Source organism: Citrobacter sp. Cb023 (assembly GCF_030336805.1).
Taxonomy (GTDB): Bacteria; Pseudomonadota; Gammaproteobacteria; order Enterobacterales; family Enterobacteriaceae; genus Citrobacter; species Citrobacter braakii.
Map to the genome: position 1 here is coordinate 84008 of NZ_JAOWCV010000034.1, position 19068 is coordinate 103075.

A 19068-nucleotide genomic window follows, 5' to 3' on the forward strand; every position below is an offset into this window, starting at 1 on the left:
TTCCTGATGGTGGAACAGCGTCGTTTGGCAAGTACGGAATGGGTGGATATTGTGAATGAAGACAACGAAGTCATTGCACAATCCAGCCGGGAACAAATGCGGGCGCAACGCTTACGCCATCGTGCAACGTATATCGTCGTGCATGATGGTATGGGCAAAATTCTGGTTCAGCGTCGTACTGAGACAAAAGATTTTTTGCCCGGCATGCTGGATGCCACCGCTGGCGGTGTTGTGCAGGCTGACGAGCAACTACTGGATTCAGCGCGCCGTGAAGCGGAAGAGGAACTGGGGATTGCGGGCGTGCCGTTTGCCGAGCATGGGCAGTTTTATTTTGAAGACCAGAACTGTCGCGTATGGGGTGGGCTGTTTAGCTGTGTTTCCCACGGACCGTTTGCGCTTCAGGAAGAAGAGGTTAGTGAAGTTTGCTGGCTGACGCCGGAAGAAATTACCGCGCGTTGCGACGAATTTACGCCGGACTCACTGAAAGCCCTGGCGCTGTGGATGACCCGCAACGCTAAGAATGAAGGGGCGAAAGCCGAAAAGCAGGAAGAAGCTGAGTAAAATCTGCTCATCCGGCCTACAGCGTCGAGAAATCGTGTAGGCCGGGCAATCGTTTTTTAATGGTAACCCATTATCTGCGCGCCAATTACCACCACGCTGGACATAATAAACAGCAGTCCCAACAGCGTGGCGCCTACCTTCAGCCAGTTACGAAAATCCACCCGACACACGCCTAACGTTGCCATCAGCGATGCCGATGTAGGATAGATAATATGACTGAATCCGTCGCCAAACTGGAAGGCCAGTACGGTGACCTGACGGTTTACGCCAACCAGATCGCCTAAGGGTGCTAATAACGGCATGGTCAATGCAGCCTGACCAGAGCCGGAAGTAACGAAGAAATTAAACACCGCCTGGAACAGCAGCATAAACCACGCCGCGATGGCGTTATCCAGCCCGCTGATGCCGTTGGCAATGCTGTGCAGCAGCGTGTTCAACACGCTGGCTTCACCCGCCTCTCCATTACCGACCAGCAGTAATATGCCCTTGGCAAAACCGACCAGCAGGGCAGGGGCAATCATCATTCGCGCGCCTTCAGTGAATGAGGAGGCCATGATGTTGACCGTCATGCCGTTGAGACGAAAGACCACGCCGATGATGCCAATTACCAGGCCCATGGTGAAGAACTGGCTGGCGATCTCAGGAATAAACCACGCGTTGACGATCACGCCCCAGACAACCCAAATCATTACCGCAGTCAGCACCAGCAGCACCAGCCAGTCGCCCAGCGTGAAGCGTCGTTCCACAACGTCGTCCTGCTGTTCGCGAAAGAAACGGTCGGATTCATGTACCCGGGACAAAAGCGGATTCTTTTTGATGCGTGCCGCATAGGCCAGCGTGAAGGTTAGCCCTATCAGGGTCGCAACCACCCAGACAATGATACGCAGACCGGAACCAGAGAGCACCGGCACGCCCGCAATCCCCTGCGCGACGACCACGCAAAACGGGTTCATCCATGAGCTGGCGAATCCAATCTGAGTCGCAATATAGGTGACCAGAACGGTGGTGATACTGTCGTAACCTAACCGTACCATTAACGGTGCGATGATAATGGCAAAGGCGACCGCCTCTTCCCCCATGCCAAACACCGCGCCGCCTAATGAGAAGAGAACAAACAGCACCGGGATAAACAGGACTTCGTTTCCTCGCGTATGGCGGATGAGCGCCAGGATGCCGTTATCGATGGTTCCGGTGCGCATAACGATGCCGAATGCGCCGCCAATCACCAGCATAAACATAATAATGCCGACGGCAGTGCCGAATTTAGAGCCGGAGGTTAACCCTTCAAACGGAAAATTCATCAGGCCCGGGCGCTCATCACCGGTGGTGAAAAACTGCACCCGGTGATACTGCTCTTCGCCCGCGTCGTTGGTCAGAATTCGAAAAGAGTGGGGGTCGACCACCTTACGGGTTTTGGTTTGTCCATCAACCTGATACTGCACTTCCTGACTGTCGAACATCCCGACGGGAACAACCCATGTCGCCAGACTGGTTAAAATGGCAACGAAAAAAATAATCACCAACGTATCGGGCATCGCCCATTTTTTAGCTGGCTGTGTTTCTGTTACTGCTGACATGAAAGACTATCCCTGTTGCAATGCAAAAGAGGATAAGTATGCAAACAGGAGAATAGTTATTCATTGATGCAGCGCATCCTGGCAAATGTTTCAGAATATGCCAACGGGAAAAACAGGTATAAAAAAACCGGAAATATAAGCTATTTCCGGTTTAATAAGCAGAAGTGTTGCCGGATAAGACATCCAGCACACTCGACAGATTACTGCTGCTGTTGGGAAGACTGGATCGCGGTCAGAGCGATGGTGTAGACGATGTCGTCAACCAGCGCGCCACGAGACAGGTCGTTCACAGGCTTGCGCATACCCTGCAGCATCGGCCCGATGGAGATCAGGTCGGCAGAACGCTGTACCGCTTTGTAGGTGGTGTTACCGGTGTTCAGATCCGGGAAGATGAACACTGTAGCGCGACCTGCAACCGGAGAGTTCGGCGCTTTGGATTTTGCTACGTCAGCCATAACGGCGGCGTCATACTGCAGCGGACCGTCGATCATCAGGTCAGGACGTTTTTCCTGCGCCAGACGCGTGGCTTCACGAACTTTTTCTACGTCGCTACCTGCACCAGAAGTACCGGTGGAGTAGGAGAGCATTGCTACGCGCGGTTCGATACCGAAAGCAATGGCGGATTCAGCGGACTGAATCGCGATTTCTGCCAGTTGCTCTGCAGTCGGATCCGGGTTGATCGCGCAGTCGCCGTATACGTAAACCTGATCCGGCAGCAGCATGAAGAACACGGAAGACACCAGGGAACTACCCGGTGCAGTTTTGATCAGCTGCAGCGGCGGACGGATGGTGTTCGCGGTGGTATGAACTGCACCAGAAACCAGACCGTCAACGTCGTCCTGTTCCAGCATCAGGGTACCGAGAACCACGTTGTCTTCCAGCTGTTCGCGGGCAACGGTTTCGGTCATACCTTTGTTTTTACGCAGTTCGACCAGGCGAGCAACGTAGCTTTCGCGAACCACATCTGGATCAACGATTTCTACGCCAGCGCCCAGCTCAACGCCCTGAGAGGCCGCAACGCGGGTGATCTCATCCGGGTTGCCCAGCAGTACGCAGGTTGCGATACCGCGTTCAGCACAGATAGCCGCTGCTTTAACGGTACGCGGCTCGTCACCTTCCGGCAGAACAACGCGCTTGCCGGCTTTACGTGCCAGCTCGGTCAGCTGATAACGGAACGCTGGCGGAGACAGACGACGGCTGCGCTCAGAGGTCGCAGTCAGGGATTCAATCCAGTCAGCGTTGATGTAGTTAGCAACGTATTCCTGAACTTTCTCAATACGTTCGTGATCGTCAACCGGAACTTCCAGGTTGAAGCTCTGCAGGCTCAGAGAGGTCTGCCAGGTGTTGGTGTTCACCATGAATACCGGCAGGCCGGTTTCAAATGCACGTTCGCACAGTTTAGTGATACGCGCGTCCATTTCGTAGCCGCCAGTCAGCAGCAGGGCACCGATTTCCACGCCGTTCATGGCTGCCAGGCATGCTGCAACCAGCACGTCAGGACGATCGGCGGAAGTCACCAGCAGAGAACCTGCACGGAAGTGCTCCAGCATGTGCGGAATGCTGCGTGCGCAGAAAGTCACAGACTTCACGCGACGGGTATTGATATCACCTTCGTTAACGATAGTGGCGTTCAGATGACGCGCCATATCGATTGCACGCGTTGCGATCAGATCGAAGCTCCATGGCACCGCGCCCAGAACCGGCAGCGGGCTGGATTCTTGCAGTTTAGCCGGATCAACTTTGATCACTTTTGCTTTGGAAGAGTCGTCGAAAATCTCGGACAGATCCGGGCGAGTACGGCCCTGCTCATCAACCGGTGCGTTCAGTTTGTTAACGATTACGCCGGTGATGTTGGTGTTTTTCGCGCCGCCGAAGCTGCTGCGAGTCAGTTCAATACGCTCGTTCAGCTGTTCCGGGGTATCGGTACCCTGAGACATTACGAAGACGATTTCTGCGTTCAGCGTTTTCGCGATTTCGTAGTTCAGAGACTGTGCGAACTGATGTTTACGAGTTGGGACCAGGCCTTCAACCAGTACAACTTCAGCGTCTTTAGTGTTCGCGTGGTAGTTCGCGATGATCTCTTCCATCAGCACATCTTTCTGATTGCTGGACAACAGAGATTCAACGTGGCTCATCTTCAGCGGCTCAGCGGCTGGCAGAGAAGAGTTAGCACGGACGATGCTGGTAGTCTGGTCTGGCGCATCGCCACCGGCACGCGGTTGAGAGATCGGCTTGAAGACGCTCAGACGAACGCCTTTGCGTTCCATTGCGCGGATCACGCCAAGGCTGACGCTGGTCAGACCGACGCTGGTTCCGGTAGGGATCAGCATAATAATACGGGACACGGTTTATCCTCTTTCGTTACCGTCGATGTAGACGGGTTACAAAACAGCACCGCCAGCTAGGCTGGCGGTGTGAAATCAGGCAGTCAGACGGCTCGCGTCTTGCGCGATAACCAGTTCTTCGTTGGTTGGGATAACCACCGCAGGACGGGTACCTTCTTTGTTGATGAAACCAGATTTGCCGAAACGTGCGGCCAGGTTACGTTCGTGGTCAACTTCAAAGCCCAGAACGCCCAGTTTGCCCAGAGACAGTTCACGAACCATCGCTGCGTTTTCACCAATACCACCGGTGAAGACAACTGCATCCAGACGACCATCCATCAGCGCAGTGTAAGAACCGATGTATTTCGCCAGACGGTGACAGTAAACGTCCATTGCACGTTTAGCGTCTTCTTTAGTCGCGTAGTTATCTTCAACATAACGGCAGTCGCTGGTGACTTCGGTCAGACCCAGCAGGCCGGACTCTTTGGTCAGCATTTTGTTGATCTGGTCAACGCTCATGCCCAGGGTGTCGTGCAGGTGGAAGATGATCGCCGGGTCGATGTCACCGGAACGCGTACCCATCACCAGACCTTCCAGCGGGGTCAGGCCCATGGAGGTATCAACACATTTACCGTTACGGATAGCAGAGACAGAACCGCCGTTGCCCAGGTGGCAAGTGATGATGTTCAGCTCATCAACCGGTTTGTTCAGAATTTTTGCCGCTTCCTGAGTCACGAAGAAGTGGCTGGTACCGTGTGCGCCGTAACGACGAACACCGTGTTCTTTGTACAGGCTGTATGGCAGAGCATAGAGGTAAGACTCTTCCGGCATGGTCTGATGGAACGCGGTGTCGAACACAGCCACGTTTTTGTCTTTCAGATTCGGGAAGGATTTCAGCGCTTCTGCGATACCGATCAGGTGTGCAGGGTTATGCAGCGGTGCAAAAGAGGCTGCGTCTTTGATACCCTGAATAACGGAATCGTCGATAACCACAGAGCCGGTGTATTTCTCGCCGCCGTGAACAACACGGTGACCAATCGCAGTCAGCTGAGCAGACAGTTCTGGTTTTTGTGCCAGAATAGTATTAACGATAAAATTCAGCGCTTCACTGTGAGCGGCGCCTGCACCTAAAGCCGCTTCTTGTTTACCGCCGTCCATTTTCCACTTGATACGTGCTTCTGGGAGATGGAAACATTCGGCTAAACCAGAGAGGTATTCTTCACCGTTTACTGCATCGATGATGGCAAATTTCAGTGAGGAGCTACCGCAGTTCAGAACCAGTACTAACTTACTCGACATGGAAGTACCTATTTATGATACGTGGCTAAAAAAACGTCAGGAAGTCATAGAGCGTAGCGCATGATGACACCGACGTTTATGATTAACATCATGCGCCATAGTCTTTTTGGGCACGATGGAATAAATACCTTTGAGTCTATGTCATTTTGCGTATTTTTCAGCCAATGGCATACTATGTGTCAATTTGACGACTCAATGATTTTGGACTAAAGGCCTTACAGGCCGGCACAGGATACCTGAATGTGGGTATCAAAGACAAAATGTTTTGAACGATGTCCCTTGTAGTTGTTGTTTTGCACAAATTTTTTAATTTTTATATGTGAAGTTGAGGTAACCGCCATGTCGACACCGGATAATCGTTCCGTCAATTTTTTTAGCTTGTTTCGCCGGGGGCAGCACTATGCGAAGACGTGGCCAATGGAAAAGCGCCTCGCGCCTGTGTTTGTAGAGAACCGCGTAATCCGCATGACGCGTTACGCGACCCGTTTTATGCCGCCTATCGCCGTCTTCACCTTATGCTGGCAAATTGCGTTAGGGGGGCAGTTGGGACCGGCCGTGGCGACTGCGCTGTTTGCGCTCAGCCTGCCGATGCAGGGCATGTGGTGGCTGGGTAAACGTTCTGTAACGCCGCTGCCGCCTTCAATACTCAACTGGTTCTACGAAGTTCGGGGTAAATTGCAAGAAGCCGGGCAGGCGCTCACTCCGGTAGAAGGAAAGCCTGATTATCAGGCGCTGGCTGACACGCTTAAGCGCGCCTTCAAACAACTGGATAAAACTTTCCTTGATGATTTGTAATTGACCCCTGATTACGCATATAAAAGAAGGCACAAGATGCCTTCTTTTTTTTCATCGCAGTAGTAGTGATACAGGAGTCCCAAATGGAAATGACCAACGCTCAACGTCTGATTTTGTCTAATCAGTACAAAATGATGACTATGCTCGATCCCACTAACGCCGAGCGTTATCGTCGTTTGCAGACGATTATTGAACGCGGTTACGGCTTGCAGATGCGCGAGCTGGATCGTGAGTTTGGTGAGCTGACGGAAGAAACCTGTCGTACGATTATCGATATTATGGAGATGTATCACGCATTACATGTGTCCTGGACTAATCTTAAGGACGCGCAGGCTATTGATGAGCGCCGCGTGACCTTCCTTGGCTTTGACGCCGCAACGGAAGCCCGTTACCTCGGGTACGTACGTTTTATGGTTAATGTGGAAGGTCGTTATACCCACTTTGATGCGGGTACGCATGGCTTCAACGCCCAGACCCCAATGTGGGAAAAATATCAGCGTATGCTGAATGTCTGGCACTCTTGCCCGCGCCAGTATCACCTGAGTGCGAATGAAATTAACCAAATCATTAATGCCTGAGGGGGCGAGCGTGCAGTGCAAAGGTTTTCTGTTTGATCTGGATGGAACGCTGGTCGATTCCTTACCCGCAGTAGAACGCGCGTGGTGCAACTGGGCCGATCGTTTTGGCCTCGATCACGCCGAGGTGCTCGGCTTTATTCATGGCAAGCAGGCCATTACCTCCCTGCGACACTTTATGGTGGGCAAATCTGAGGCTGAGATCGCCGCGGAATTCACCCGCCTGGAGCAGATCGAAGCGACGGAAACCGCGGGGATCACTGCGCTGCCGGGAGCGGTTGATTTACTCAACCACCTCAATAAAGCGGGTATTCCATGGGCGATTGTGACCTCCGGATCCATGCCGGTCGCACGAGCGCGTCATCGTGTCGCGGGGCTGCCTGCTCCTGAAGTGTTTGTCACCGCCGAGCGGGTAAAAAGAGGCAAACCCGAGCCTGACGCCTATCTGTTAGGCGCCCAGCTTTTGGGTCTTGCGCCACAGGAATGCGCGGTGGTGGAAGATGCGCCCGCTGGGGTGCTTTCAGGACTGGCGGCAGGGTGTCATGTGATAGCGGTCAACGCGCCTGTGGACACGCCGCGTCTGGATGAGGTCGATTTTTCGCTGACCAGTCTGGAACATATTTCTGTGACCAAACAGCCTAACGGAAATGTGGTCGTGGTAAGAAATACCTGAACATGATTTAGCCCCAGATTGTTGGGGCTTTTTTATGGCAGAATCGATCCATCCCTCTCATTTAACAAGGATATGTTGTGAACGGTGAATTGATATGGGTTCTCTCATTGCTGGCGATTGCCGTCGTCTTGTTTGTCACTGGCAGAGTGCGTATGGACGCGGTCGCTTTGCTGGTCATCATTGCCTTTGTTCTGAGCGGAACATTGAGCATCACAGAAGCCTTTTCCGGATTCAGCGATCCTAACGTTATTTTGATAGCGGCATTATTCATTATCGGCGACGGCCTGGTGCGTACCGGGGTGGCGACGGTAATGGGTGCCTGGCTGGTGAAGGTGGCTGGCAGCAGTGAAGTCAAAATGCTGGTGTTGCTGATGATTACCGTTGCCGGACTCGGGGCGTTTATGAGTTCGACCGGCGTGGTCGCCATCTTTATCCCGGTGGTCTTAAGCGTTTCCATGCGCATGGAAATTTCCCCTTCACGCCTGATGATGCCGCTGAGCTTTGCCGGCTTGATAAGCGGCATGATGACGCTGGTGGCGACGCCGCCTAACCTGGTCGTCAACAGTGAACTGTTACGTGAAGGACTCAACGGGTTCAGCTTTTTTAGCGTTACCCCGCTGGGGCTGGTGGTTCTGGTACTCGGCATAATTTATATGCTGCTGATGCGCTTTATGCTCAAGGGAGAAGATTCCAGGCAGCCGGGAGACGGCTGGAAACGCCGGACCTTTCGCGATCTGATTAAAGAATATCGCCTGACCGGGCGCGCGCGTCGGCTGGCGATTCGTCCCGGTTCTCCTATGATTGGCCAGCGTCTGGATGATCTGAAGTTGCGTGAGCGCTACGGGGCAAACGTGATTGGCGTGGAACGCTGGCGTCGCTTTCGTCGCGTAATAGTCGACGTTAACGGGGTTTCTGAGTTTCGCGCCCGTGACGTATTGCTGATTGATATGTCCGCGGCCGATGTCGACCTGCGTGAATTTTGCAGTGAACAGTTTCTGGAACCAATGGTACTGCGCGGCGAATACTTCTCCGAGCAGGCGCTTGATGTGGGGATGGCCGAGATCTCTCTGATCCCTGAATCGGAATTGATCGGCAAAACGGTACGGGAAATCGCTTTTCGTACCCGCTACGGGCTGAATGTCGTTGGGCTGAAGCGCGATGGTGCGGCTCTGGCTGGAGCGGTGGTGGATGAGCCATTGCTGATGGGCGATATCATATTAGTGGTGGGCAACTGGAAGCTCATCACACTGTTGGGACAAAAAGGGCGTGATTTTGTCGTGCTGAATATGCCCGAGGAAGTCAGTGAAGCTTCTCCGGCGCACAGCCAGGCACCGCATGCGATTTTCTGTCTGGTGCTGATGGTCGCTCTGATGCTCACTGATGAAATTCCCAATACGGTGGCTGCGATCATCGCCTGTCTGCTGATGGGGAAATTTCGCTGTATTGATGCCGAAAGTGCCTATAAAGCGATTCACTGGCCAAGCATTATTTTGATTGTCGGGATGATGCCCTTCGCGCTGGCTTTACAAAAAACCGGCGGTGTCGACTTGGTGGTGAAAGGGCTGATGGATGTCGGTGGCGGGTATGGCCCGTATGTGATGTTGGGCTGCCTGTTCGTGCTGTGTGCGACTATCGGGTTATTTATTTCCAACACCGCGACGGCGGTGCTGATGGCGCCAATCGCGCTGGCGGCTGCAAAGTCGATGGGCGTTTCACCGTATCCTTTTGCGATGGGGATTGCGATGGCGGCATCCGCAGCCTTTATGACACCTGTCTCTTCCCCGGTAAACACTCTGGTGCTCGGACCTGGCAACTACAGCTTTAGCGATTTCGTGAAGATTGGCGTACCGTTTACCATCATTGTGATGGCGGTGTGCGTGGTGATGATCCCGATGCTGTTTCCGTTTTGATGTTGTTGTCTGATGGCGACGGGGATGTCTTCGCCGCCACCGGGTCATGCGTTTATAGCGGAGAATCCTGGCTGATTTCATCTAATGAGAGGTGAAAACTCGGGACAAACACGTCCATAAAGTAGTCCATCTCTTCGCTGCGTCGCGACTCGAGCGTTTTTTCCAGACGCGTCTTGGCAAGCAGAAATTCGTTGTTACCGGCAGAGAGTTCCTCCAGACACTTCAGATACGCGCACAGGGCATCGGCCTGTTTAACAATCGATCTCTCTTCTTCACTTAAGGCATGTTCATCAATGAGCGGCGCAAAAATATCGCGCAGTTCATCAGGTACCATATCGACCAGTTTTTGCTGGGCAATTTTCTCTATCGCTTTATATTCCTGCGCAATCTGCGAGTTGAAATATTTCACCGGGGTAGGGAGATCACCGGTCAGCACTTCTGACGCATCGTGATACATCGCCAACAGAGCAATACGCTCAGCATTAACCTGACCACCAAATTTGCGGTTTTTGATCGCGGCCAGCGCATGGGCAACCATGGCAACCTGCAGACTGTGTTCAGACACGTTTTCGGTGCGCACGTTGCGCATCAGCGGCCAGCGATTAATGAGCTTCAGACGGGAGAGGTGGGCAAAAAAATGGCTCTGCTTCATAACGACCCTTATATGATGGCAACCTAAGAGTCATTTTGCGCAGAGAAGGCTGTCAGATGCAAATACTCGTCATTCATTCGACAGCCTTTGTTTAATTACAACTGGTGATACCCTGACAGGAAACGCTCAAATTTACTCAGCGACATTTCAATATCGTCAATACGCGGCAGCGTGACGATGCGGAAATGATCCGGCCACGGCCAGTTGAACGCTGTTCCCTGAACCAGCAGTACTTTTTCCTGCAGCAGGAAGTCGAGTACCATCTTCTGGTCGTCATGAATGTTGAAGCGTTTAGCATCAATTTTCGGGAACATATACAGCGCGCCGCGCGGTTTTACGCAGGAGACACCAGGAATGTCATTGAGCAGTTCCCAGGCGCGGTTGCGTTGTTCATACAGACGCCCACCAGGCATGATAAATTCGCTGATGCTCTGGTATCCGCCCAGCGCGGTCTGAATGGCATGTTGCGCCGGAACGTTGGCACACAGGCGCATAGAGGCCAGCATCTCAAGACCTTCAATATATCCTTTAGCATGTTTCTTCGGCCCGTTCAGCACCATCCAGCCCTGACGGAAACCGGCAACGCGATAGGTTTTTGACAGGCCATTGAAGGTGATGGTCAGCAGATCCGGCGCCATTGCAGCGATGGAGTGGTGTTCAGCGTCGTCGTAGAGAATTTTGTCGTAAATCTCATCCGCAAAGATGATGAGGTTGTTCTGGCGAGCAATCTCAACAATCTCCATCAGCAGCTCTTTGGAGTAAACAGCGCCGGTTGGGTTGTTTGGGTTGATGATGACGATTCCACGCGTACGCGGCGTGATTTTGGCGCGGATATCATCCAGGTCCGGGAACCAGTCTGATGATTCGTCACACAGGTAGTGCACGGCATTACCGCCGGAGAGCGATACCGCCGCCGTCCACAGCGGATAATCAGGAGCAGGAACCAGCATTTCGTCCCCACTGTTCAGCAATGCCTGCATAGCCTGCACAATTAATTCAGAAACGCCGTTGCCGATATAAATATCTTCCACGGTTACGTCGCGCATACCACGGGCCTGGTAATGCTGCATAATCGCTTTACGGGCGGAATAAAGGCCTTTGGAGTCGCAATATCCTTGCGCTGTTGGCAAATTGCGGATCACATCCACCAGTATTTCATCTGGCGCTTCAAACCCGAATGGCGCGGGGTTGCCGATGTTCAGTTTCAGAACCTTATTGCCTTCTTCTTCCAGGCGCTTTGCTTCCTTCAGAACCGGGCCGCGAATGTCATAACAGACGTTTTCTAATTTGCTGGATTTTTCAATGGGGGACATGAACGTTGACCTTTTTAGCTGTGAATGCCACTCCCTGCCATGGAAGTCAGCCCAGCACAATGTACTCCCACGGCGGTGAGTTTTGAAGGGTCTTTAGTAGAAGATTTTGAAAAGCTATGAAGTGATAATTAACTGTTAACAACTAAATAATGTAAATATTATGAGATAATAATCTATCTGGATGCGTTTTGTTGGTAGTATGTTTTGTTTTATTGGTTTGGTTGTGGTGAATTGTTTGGTCAAAAAAAGTTAAACCTGTAAAGCGAAATGTCACGGGTATCTAAGCTGGGGGAAGTAATTCGAAAATACTGAGGTTTTAACTGCGGGACCTGTTATCGGCCTGATCCGTACGTGATACGGTGTGAATTCATTGTTAAGCAGAATTAATGAATTGAAGAATTCTTAATTAATTATTATTTAATATTTAAACGACATTAAATTGAATGGGCCAATAATAGCAAAACCGCAGCTCTGACATAACACCTGGTAGCCTGGAATTATTCACGATAACACTTATAAATATAGTGGTTTTAGGTTAAGATAAGTCTCATGAAATGGTAAGTAGTCTGAATTTTAAGATAATTCAAATGTTTGTTGGTTGTTCCTAACACACTGAAAAGTTAGTTTTTAATGTGTAAATTATTGTTCGTTAACTTTTTTTTAAATTTACAAAATTTACATGTTTTCCCTAAGTCAGAATCATCCAGCAGCTAAAAATTCGGCTCTTTCTCGTTGCTATATTCCGATGAATATCACGGGAATTAAAATAGCCAGGAAAGAGAATTGTTTCGTTTGTTAAACCAAATACATCCTTATTTTCACTTGGTTACACTAAGCGAAACTGCGAGGGAGGCACATTACAAATGGAGTTGTTTGATTCCAAATGCACAGCATTAACCCGGTATGACCCGCGAGTAAGTGAAAAACTATGATAAATGCAAATCGTCCGATAATTAACCTCGACCTCGATCTGCTGAGAACCTTCGTTGCTGTTGCCGACCTGAATACCTTTGCGGCTGCGGCAGCTGCGGTATGTCGAACTCAGTCTGCGGTGAGTCAGCAAATGCAGCGTCTTGAGCAACTCGTGGGGAAAGAGTTGTTCGCGCGCCATGGACGCAACAAACTACTGACCGAACATGGTATACAACTGTTGGGTTACGCCAGAAAAATACTGCGCTTTAATGATGAGGCATGCTCATCATTAATGTTTAATAATCTTCAGGGAGTGTTAACTATCGGTGCTTCTGATGAATCAGCCGATACCATACTGCCTTTCCTGCTCAACCGAATAAGTTCGGTTTATCCGAAGCTTGCGCTGGATGTGAGGGTCAAGCGTAACGCCTACATGGTGGATATGCTGAAGTCGCAAGAAGTGGACTTGGTTGTGACTACCAACCGTCCTGGCGATTTTGAATGTCTGAATCTGCGTACCTCGCCAACGCATTGGTACTGTGCTGCCGAATATATTCTGCAAAAAGGTGAGCCGGTACCGTTGGTTCTGCTGGACGATCCGAGCCCGTTTCGCGATATCGTGCTGGCGACATTAAATGCTGCTCAGATCCCGTGGCGCCTGGCTTATGTTGCTTCAACCTTACCTGCGGTTCGCGCGGCGGTAAAAGCAGGGCTCGGCGTCACTGCTCGGCCTGTTGAAATGATGAGTCCAGATTTACGCGTACTGGGCGCCGCCGACGGATTACCGCCATTGCCTGATACTGAGTATCTGTTGTGCTGCGATCCGTCCACGCAAAATGAGTTGGCAGAAGTTATCTTTAAGTCGATGCAAACGTATCAAAATCCTTGGCAATACAATCAGTTTACCCCTGAAGGGGGAGATGACTCGCTGATTGTTGAAGGCGACTTTGAGTAATCCGTCACATAAAATCGTTTTAAAATGTTAGTGTAAAAAAGAGCCACTGGTGATGAAAAAACATCCAGTGGCTCTTTTTTTATGCAAATATTGCCGCTTTATGTCATTTGCTATACTAAAACTTAACAAAATCAGAAGGTAAAAAAACGGCCTGACACCTGGCTGAAAAATAAGCAGCAGCGTTACTAATTGTTTCCATGTTAAAAAACTAGAGAAATTGTTGCTGTTTTTTATGGTGAATTAACAAAAGCGTGTCACAGATCAAGAAAATACTCCCATTTAGGGGGAGGCATCTGGGTGAATTCCTGTCAAAATAGGTGAGTATTATCTTTTTTACTTCACTACGGACACGATTCAACAACATTAAAAATGACCGATGATGCGATCGAAATTGGTCTAAATAGCACTTTATGTTAATGAAGTTGGAGCGGTGTAAAATAATGTGAGGAAACTTTTGTTAAAGTTGACAAAAGGTTATAGAAAGGAGTAAAAAACCCCATCAATTAGCTGTATAAAATGGTTTTTCACAGTGATTGTAAGGTTTTTTTTATTCCTCCCCATGAATCGATGTGGCGTTCATCTGCCGAAAAGAGCAGAGAATTTGGCGCTACTTTTGATGAGTAAGCAATGAGTATGTCAACATCCACTGAAATCATCGCTCATCACTGGGCATTCGCTATCTTTCTTATTGTTGCCATTGGCCTGTGCTGCCTGATGCTCGTCGGCGGCTGGTTTTTAGGTGGTCGCGCGCGCGCGAGATCTAAAAACGTGCCGTTTGAATCAGGTATCGACTCGGTCGGCACCGCCCGCTTGCGCCTGTCTGCCAAGTTTTATCTGGTAGCCATGTTCTTCGTTATCTTCGACGTTGAAGCGCTGTATCTGTTCGCATGGTCAACTTCTATCCGTGAAAGCGGCTGGATTGGCTTTGTGGAAGCTGCAATTTTTATTTTTGTGTTACTGGCAGGTCTGGTTTATCTGGTGCGTATTGGCGCGCTGGACTGGACGCCCGCGCGTTCACGCCGCGAGCGTATGAACCCGGAAACGAACAGTATCGCTAATCGTCAACGCTAACCGCGAGGCATTAAGATGGATTATACGCTCACCCGCATAGATCCTAACGGTGAGAACGACCGTTACCCCCTGCAAAAACAGGAGATCGTAACCGACCCCCTGGAGCAAGAAGTTAACAAAAACGTGTTCATGGGCAAGCTGCATGACATGGTTAACTGGGGCCGTAAAAACTCAATTTGGCCATATAACTTTGGCCTTTCCTGCTGCTACGTTGAGATGGTGACCTCGTTTACCGCCGTGCACGATGTGGCCCGTTTTGGTGCGGAAGTACTGCGTGCATCGCCGCGTCAGGCTGACTTGATGGTCGTAGCCGGAACCTGCTTTACCAAAATGGCGCCGGTTATTCAGCGCCTCTACGATCAGATGCTGGAACCGAAATGGGTTATTTCCATGGGCGCATGCGCCAACTCCGGCGGTATGTACGACATCTATTCTGTGGTGCAGGGCGTTGATAAATTTATTCCGGTCGATGTGTACATCCCGGGATGCCCGCCGCGTCCGGAAGCGTATATGCAGGCTCTGATGCTGCTGCAAGATTCCATTGGCAAAGAACGCCGTCCGCTCTCCTGGGTGGTTGGCGATCAGGGCGTTTATCGCGCCAATATGCAGTCAGAACGCGAGCGTAAACGCGGCGAACGTATTGCTGTAACGAATCTTCGTACACCAGACGAGATTTAATTTGCGCCTGTCGGCAGCAGCACTTCCTTCGCTTATCACTACATAAATAGCGCGAAGCACTGCCGACCACCACGGACCATTTGCAATGGTGAACAATATGACCGACTTAACCGCGCAAGACGCTGTATGGCAAACACGGGATCACCTTGATGACCCGGTCATTGGCGAACTGCGTAACCGTTTTGGGCCGGATGCCTTTACCGTTCAGGCGACTCGCACCGGGGTACCTGTTGTTTGGGTCAAGCGTGAACAATTACTGGAAGTTGGCGATTTCTTAAAGAGACTGCCGAAACCTTACGTCATGCTGTTTGACTTACACGGCATGGACGAACGTCTGCGTACGCACCGCGAAGGCTTACCTGCCGCGGATTTTTCCGTTTTCTATCACCTGATCTCCATTGAACGCAATCGCGATATCATGCTCAAGGTGGCATTGTCTGAAAACGACCTGCGCGTACCGACGTTCACCAAACTGTTCCCGAACGCCAACTGGTATGAGCGTGAAACCTGGGAAATGTTTGGCATCGACATCGAAGGTCACCCGCACCTGACGCGTCTGCTGATGCCGCATACCTGGGAAGGTCATCCGCTGCGTAAAGACTACCCGGCGCGTGCGACCGAATTCGATCCGTTTGAGCTGACCAAAGCCAAACAGGATCTGGAAATGGAATCACTGACCTTCAAACCAGAAGAATGGGGCATGAAGCGTAGTTCCGAAAACGAGGACTTCATGTTCCTCAACCTCGGTCCTAACCACCCGTCTTCTCACGGTGCGTTCCGTATTGTGCTGCAGCTTGATGGCGAAGAAATCGTCGACTGCGTGCCTGACATCGGCTACCACCACCGTGGCGCTGAAAAGATGGGTGAACGTCAGTCCTGGCACAGCTACATTCCGTACACCGACCGTATCGAGTACCTCGGCGGCTGCGTTAACGAAATGCCTTACGTACTGGCCGTTGAGAAACTGGCTGGCATCACCACACCGGATCGCGTCAACGTGATTCGCGTTATGTTGTCTGAACTGTTCCGTATCAACAGCCACCTGCTGTACATCTCCACGTTCATCCAGGACGTCGGCGCGATGACCCCGGTCTTCTTCGCCTTTACCGACCGTCAGAAAATCTATGACGTAGTGGAAGCGATCACCGGTTTCCGTATGCACCCGGCCTGGTTCCGTATCGGCGGTGTGGCACACGATCTGCCGCGCGGTTGGGACAAACTGCTGCGTGACTTCCTCGACTGGATGCCAAAACGTCTGGATTCCTACGAGAAAGCCGCACTGCGTAACACCATCCTGAAAGGCCGTTCGCAAGGCGTTGCCGCTTACGGTAAGAAAGAAGCGCTGGACTGGGGTTGTACCGGTGCTGCGCTGCGTGCGACCGGTATTGATTTTGACGTGCGTAAAGCGCGTCCATACTCTGGCTACGAAAACTTTGACTTTGAAGTCCCGGTTGGCGGCGGCGTGTCCGACTGCTATACCCGCGTGATGCTGAAAGTTGAAGAGCTGCGCCAGAGTCTGCGCATCCTTGAGCAGTGCCTCAACAACATGCCGGAAGGCCCGTTCAAAGCGGATCACCCGCTGACTACGCCGCCGCCGAAAGAGCGCACGTTGCAACATATCGAAACCCTGATCACCCACTTCCTGCAAGTTTCGTGGGGACCGGTTATGCCGGCAAACGAGTCCTTCCAGATGGTGGAAGCGACCAAGGGTATTAACAGTTACTACCTGACCAGCGATGGCAGCACCATGAGTTACCGTACCCGTATCCGTACCCCGAGCTATGCGCACCTGCAGCAGATCCCGGTAGCGGTACGTGGCAGCCTGGTGTCCGACCTTATCGTCCACCTGGGTAGTATCGATTTTGTTATGTCAGATGTGGACCGCTAATTATGCACGAGAATCAACAACCACAAACCGAGGCTTTTGAGCTGAGTGCGGCTGAGCGTGAAGCGATTGAGCACGAGAAGCACCACTACGAAGACCCGCGTGCGGCGTCCATTGAAGCGCTGAAAATCGTTCAGAAACAGCGTGGCTGGGTGCCGGATGGGGCGATCTATGCGATCGCTGATGTGCTGGGGATCCCGGCAAGCGACGTAGAAGGTGTTGCCACGTTCTATAGCCAGATCTTCCGCCAGCCGGTAGGTCGCCACGTGATCCGCTATTGCGACAGCGTGGTGTGCCATATCAACGGCTATCAAGGGATCCAGGCTGCGCTTGAGAAAAAACTCAACATCAAGCCGGGGCAGACGACCTTTGACGGTCGTTTTACGCTGCTCCCGACCTGTTGCCTGGGGAACTGCGATAAAGGGCCGAACATGATGATCGATGAGGATACTCATGCTCACCTGACCCCGGAAGGCATTCCCGAACTGCTGGAGCGGTATAAATGAAAGACATTATCCGTACTCCCGAAACGCATCCGCTGACCTGGCGTCTGCGTGATGACAAACAGCCGGTCTGGCTGGACGAATACCGTAGCAAGAACGGCTACGAAGGTGCACGTAAGGCCCTGACCGGGCTGTCACCGGACGAAATCGTTAATCAGGTAAAAGACGCTGGCCTGAAAGGGCGCGGCGGTGCGGGCTTTTCCACCGGTCTGAAGTGGAGCCTGATGCCGAAAGACGAATCCATGAACATCCGTTACCTGCTGTGTAACGCCGATGAAATGGAGCCGGGTACCTATAAAGACCGTCTGCTGATGGAACAGCTGCCGCACCTGCTGGTGGAAGGCATGCTGATCTCCGCGTTTGCGCTGAAAGCGTACCGTGGTTACATCTTCCTGCGTGGTGAATATATCGAAGCGGCTGTGCATCTGCGTCGCGCGATTGCCGAAGCAACCGAAGCCGGCTTGCTTGGCAAAAACATCATGGGCACCGGTTTCGACTTCGAACTGTTTGTCCACACCGGGGCAGGGCGCTATATCTGCGGTGAAGAGACGGCGCTGATTAACTCCCTTGAAGGTCGTCGTGCTAACCCACGCTCTAAGCCGCCGTTCCCGGCAAGCTCTGGCGCTTGGGGTAAGCCGACCTGCGTTAACAACGTCGAAACCCTGTGTAACGTACCGGCTATCCTCGCGAACGGCGTGGAGTGGTACCAGAACATTTCGCAGAGCAAAGACGCGGGCACCAAGCTGATGGGCTTCTCCGGTCGCGTGAAGAACCCTGGCCTGTGGGAACTGCCTTTCGGTACTACCGCGCGCGAGATCCTCGAAGATTACGCGGGCGGCATGCGCGATGGCCTGAAGTTCAAAGCCTGGCAGCCGGGCGGCGCGGGTACTGACTTCCTGACTGAAGCGCACCTCGATCTGCCGATGGAATTCGAAAGCATTGGTAAAGCCGGTAGCCGTTTGGGCACCGCGCTGGCAATGGCCGTCGATCACGAGATTGGCATGGTTCCTCTGGTGCGTAACCTCGAAGAGTTCTTTGCCCGCGAGTCCTGCGGCTGGTGTACGCCGTGCCGTGACGGTCTGCCGTGGAGTGTGAAAATTCTGCGCGCGCTGGAGCGTGGCGAAGGCCAGCCAGGGGATATCGAGACGCTTGAGCAACTGTGTCGTTTCCTCGGCCCGGGTAAAACCTTCTGTGCACACGCCCCGGGTGCGGTGGAGCCGCTGCAGAGCGCCATTAAATATTTCCGCGAAGAATTCGAAGCTGGCATCAAGCAGTCCTTCAGCAATACCCATCAGATTGGTGGTATTCAGCCGAACCTGCTGAAAGAGCGCTGGTAATAGCAGGGTAACCCTGAATCGCGATCAGAAATTCGATTAACGCTCGGT

16 protein-coding genes are annotated in these 19068 nt (G+C 51.9%); 11 read left to right on the forward strand and 5 right to left on the reverse strand.

The features are described from left to right. The first annotated feature begins 6 nt into the window (after positions 1 to 6). Positions 7 to 561, forward strand: a complete 555-nt coding sequence (gene yfcD, locus OGW44_RS10705) for an NUDIX hydrolase YfcD (RefSeq protein WP_006683645.1) — start codon at positions 7 to 9, stop codon at positions 559 to 561. 56 nt (positions 562 to 617) lie between these two features. Here yfcD and yfcC read toward each other — a convergent pair whose 3' ends face one another. The 3 genes from yfcC to ackA form a co-directional block, all read right to left on the reverse strand. After that, complete coding sequence (gene yfcC / locus OGW44_RS10710; protein WP_016157044.1) at positions 618 to 2138, reverse strand: putative basic amino acid antiporter YfcC; 1521 nt, start codon at positions 2136 to 2138, stop codon at positions 618 to 620. 200 nt (positions 2139 to 2338) lie between these two features. Next, positions 2339 to 4483, reverse strand: a complete 2145-nt coding sequence (gene pta, locus OGW44_RS10715; protein WP_016153844.1) for a phosphate acetyltransferase — start codon at positions 4481 to 4483, stop codon at positions 2339 to 2341. A 75-nt stretch (positions 4484 to 4558) separates the two neighbouring features. After that, a complete protein-coding gene (ackA, locus tag OGW44_RS10720) occupies positions 4559 to 5761 on the reverse strand; it encodes an acetate kinase (protein WP_016153843.1) in 1203 nt (400 codons plus the stop codon). A gap of 339 nt (positions 5762 to 6100) precedes the next feature. Between ackA and yfbV the strand changes: the two genes are divergently transcribed. The 4 genes from yfbV to OGW44_RS10740 all read left to right on the forward strand — a co-directional run bounded on the left by yfbV (position 6101) and on the right by OGW44_RS10740 (position 9714). Beyond that, positions 6101 to 6556, forward strand: a complete 456-nt coding sequence (gene yfbV, locus OGW44_RS10725; RefSeq protein WP_185654873.1) for a terminus macrodomain insulation protein YfbV — start codon at positions 6101 to 6103, stop codon at positions 6554 to 6556. A gap of 83 nt (positions 6557 to 6639) precedes the next feature. Further along, the gene (locus tag OGW44_RS10730) at positions 6640 to 7134 is read left to right on the forward strand and encodes a YfbU family protein (RefSeq protein WP_016153841.1); all 495 of its coding nucleotides are present in this window, start codon (positions 6640 to 6642) and stop codon (positions 7132 to 7134) included. Further along, positions 7127 to 7804: a sugar phosphatase gene (locus OGW44_RS10735; RefSeq protein ID WP_085951065.1), complete on the forward strand. Its 678-nt coding sequence runs from the start codon at positions 7127 to 7129 to the stop codon at positions 7802 to 7804. The genes OGW44_RS10730 and OGW44_RS10735 overlap by 8 nt, the downstream gene beginning before the upstream one ends. A gap of 77 nt (positions 7805 to 7881) precedes the next feature. Then, the gene (locus OGW44_RS10740) at positions 7882 to 9714 is read left to right on the forward strand and encodes an SLC13 family permease (RefSeq protein WP_019077293.1); all 1833 of its coding nucleotides are present in this window, start codon (positions 7882 to 7884) and stop codon (positions 9712 to 9714) included. Between the two features lie 52 nt (positions 9715 to 9766). Here OGW44_RS10740 and yfbR read toward each other — a convergent pair whose 3' ends face one another. Continuing rightward, entirely contained in the window at positions 9767 to 10366 is a 600-nt protein-coding gene (gene yfbR / locus OGW44_RS10745; RefSeq protein WP_003028083.1) for a 5'-deoxynucleotidase, read from the reverse strand. Between the two features lie 95 nt (positions 10367 to 10461). Next, the gene (alaA, locus tag OGW44_RS10750; protein WP_005129483.1) at positions 10462 to 11679 is read right to left on the reverse strand and encodes an alanine transaminase AlaA; all 1218 of its coding nucleotides are present in this window, start codon (positions 11677 to 11679) and stop codon (positions 10462 to 10464) included. A gap of 928 nt (positions 11680 to 12607) precedes the next feature. On the opposite strand from alaA, the gene lrhA reads away from it, so the two are divergent. The 6 genes from lrhA to nuoF all read left to right on the forward strand — a co-directional run bounded on the left by lrhA (position 12608) and on the right by nuoF (position 19020). Continuing rightward, positions 12608 to 13546 (forward strand): transcriptional regulator LrhA, encoded by a 939-nt coding sequence (gene lrhA / locus OGW44_RS10755; protein ID WP_016153838.1) that lies wholly within the window; start codon positions 12608 to 12610, stop codon positions 13544 to 13546. Between the two features lie 627 nt (positions 13547 to 14173). Beyond that, positions 14174 to 14617, forward strand: coding sequence for an NADH-quinone oxidoreductase subunit NuoA (gene nuoA, locus OGW44_RS10760; protein ID WP_003028077.1), 444 nt, complete (start codon positions 14174 to 14176; stop codon positions 14615 to 14617). Positions 14618 to 14632: 15 nt separating this feature from the next. Then, entirely contained in the window at positions 14633 to 15295 is a 663-nt protein-coding gene (gene nuoB / locus OGW44_RS10765) for an NADH-quinone oxidoreductase subunit NuoB (RefSeq protein ID WP_003028075.1), read from the forward strand. A gap of 85 nt (positions 15296 to 15380) precedes the next feature. Continuing rightward, positions 15381 to 17183, forward strand: a complete 1803-nt coding sequence (nuoC, locus tag OGW44_RS10770) for an NADH-quinone oxidoreductase subunit C/D (protein WP_016153837.1) — start codon at positions 15381 to 15383, stop codon at positions 17181 to 17183. 2 nt (positions 17184 to 17185) lie between these two features. Continuing rightward, positions 17186 to 17686 carry an NADH-quinone oxidoreductase subunit NuoE gene (gene nuoE / locus OGW44_RS10775; RefSeq protein ID WP_003028069.1) on the forward strand — a complete coding sequence of 167 codons (501 nt, stop codon included), beginning with the start codon at positions 17186 to 17188 and terminating at the stop codon, positions 17684 to 17686. Beyond that, a complete protein-coding gene (nuoF, locus tag OGW44_RS10780; RefSeq protein ID WP_016153836.1) occupies positions 17683 to 19020 on the forward strand; it encodes an NADH-quinone oxidoreductase subunit NuoF in 1338 nt (445 codons plus the stop codon). The genes nuoE and nuoF overlap by 4 nt, the downstream gene beginning before the upstream one ends. Positions 19021 to 19068 lie beyond the last annotated feature (48 nt).

Bases quoted from the DNA above. Each gene is read 5' to 3' on its own strand.
- nuoC (WP_016153837.1), top strand. From the start codon at position 15,381: ATGGTGAACAATATGACCGACTTAACCGCGCAAGACGCTGTATGGCAA.
- nuoA (WP_003028077.1), top strand. From the start codon at position 14,174: ATGAGTATGTCAACATCCACTGAAATCATCGCTCATCACTGGGCATTC.
- yfbV (WP_185654873.1), top strand. From the start codon at position 6,101: ATGTCGACACCGGATAATCGTTCCGTCAATTTTTTTAGCTTGTTTCGC.
- yfbR (WP_003028083.1), bottom strand. From the start codon at position 10,366: ATGAAGCAGAGCCATTTTTTTGCCCACCTCTCCCGTCTGAAGCTCATT.
- nuoF (WP_016153836.1), top strand. From the start codon at position 17,683: ATGAAAGACATTATCCGTACTCCCGAAACGCATCCGCTGACCTGGCGT.
- yfcD (WP_006683645.1), top strand. From the start codon at position 7: ATGGTGGAACAGCGTCGTTTGGCAAGTACGGAATGGGTGGATATTGTG.
- nuoB (WP_003028075.1), top strand. From the start codon at position 14,633: ATGGATTATACGCTCACCCGCATAGATCCTAACGGTGAGAACGACCGT.
- yfcC (WP_016157044.1), bottom strand. From the start codon at position 2,138: ATGTCAGCAGTAACAGAAACACAGCCAGCTAAAAAATGGGCGATGCCC.
- alaA (WP_005129483.1), bottom strand. From the start codon at position 11,679: ATGTCCCCCATTGAAAAATCCAGCAAATTAGAAAACGTCTGTTATGAC.
- lrhA (WP_016153838.1), top strand. From the start codon at position 12,608: ATGATAAATGCAAATCGTCCGATAATTAACCTCGACCTCGATCTGCTG.
- OGW44_RS10730 (WP_016153841.1), top strand. From the start codon at position 6,640: ATGGAAATGACCAACGCTCAACGTCTGATTTTGTCTAATCAGTACAAA.
- OGW44_RS10735 (WP_085951065.1), top strand. From the start codon at position 7,127: ATGCCTGAGGGGGCGAGCGTGCAGTGCAAAGGTTTTCTGTTTGATCTG.
- ackA (WP_016153843.1), bottom strand. From the start codon at position 5,761: ATGTCGAGTAAGTTAGTACTGGTTCTGAACTGCGGTAGCTCCTCACTG.
- nuoE (WP_003028069.1), top strand. From the start codon at position 17,186: ATGCACGAGAATCAACAACCACAAACCGAGGCTTTTGAGCTGAGTGCG.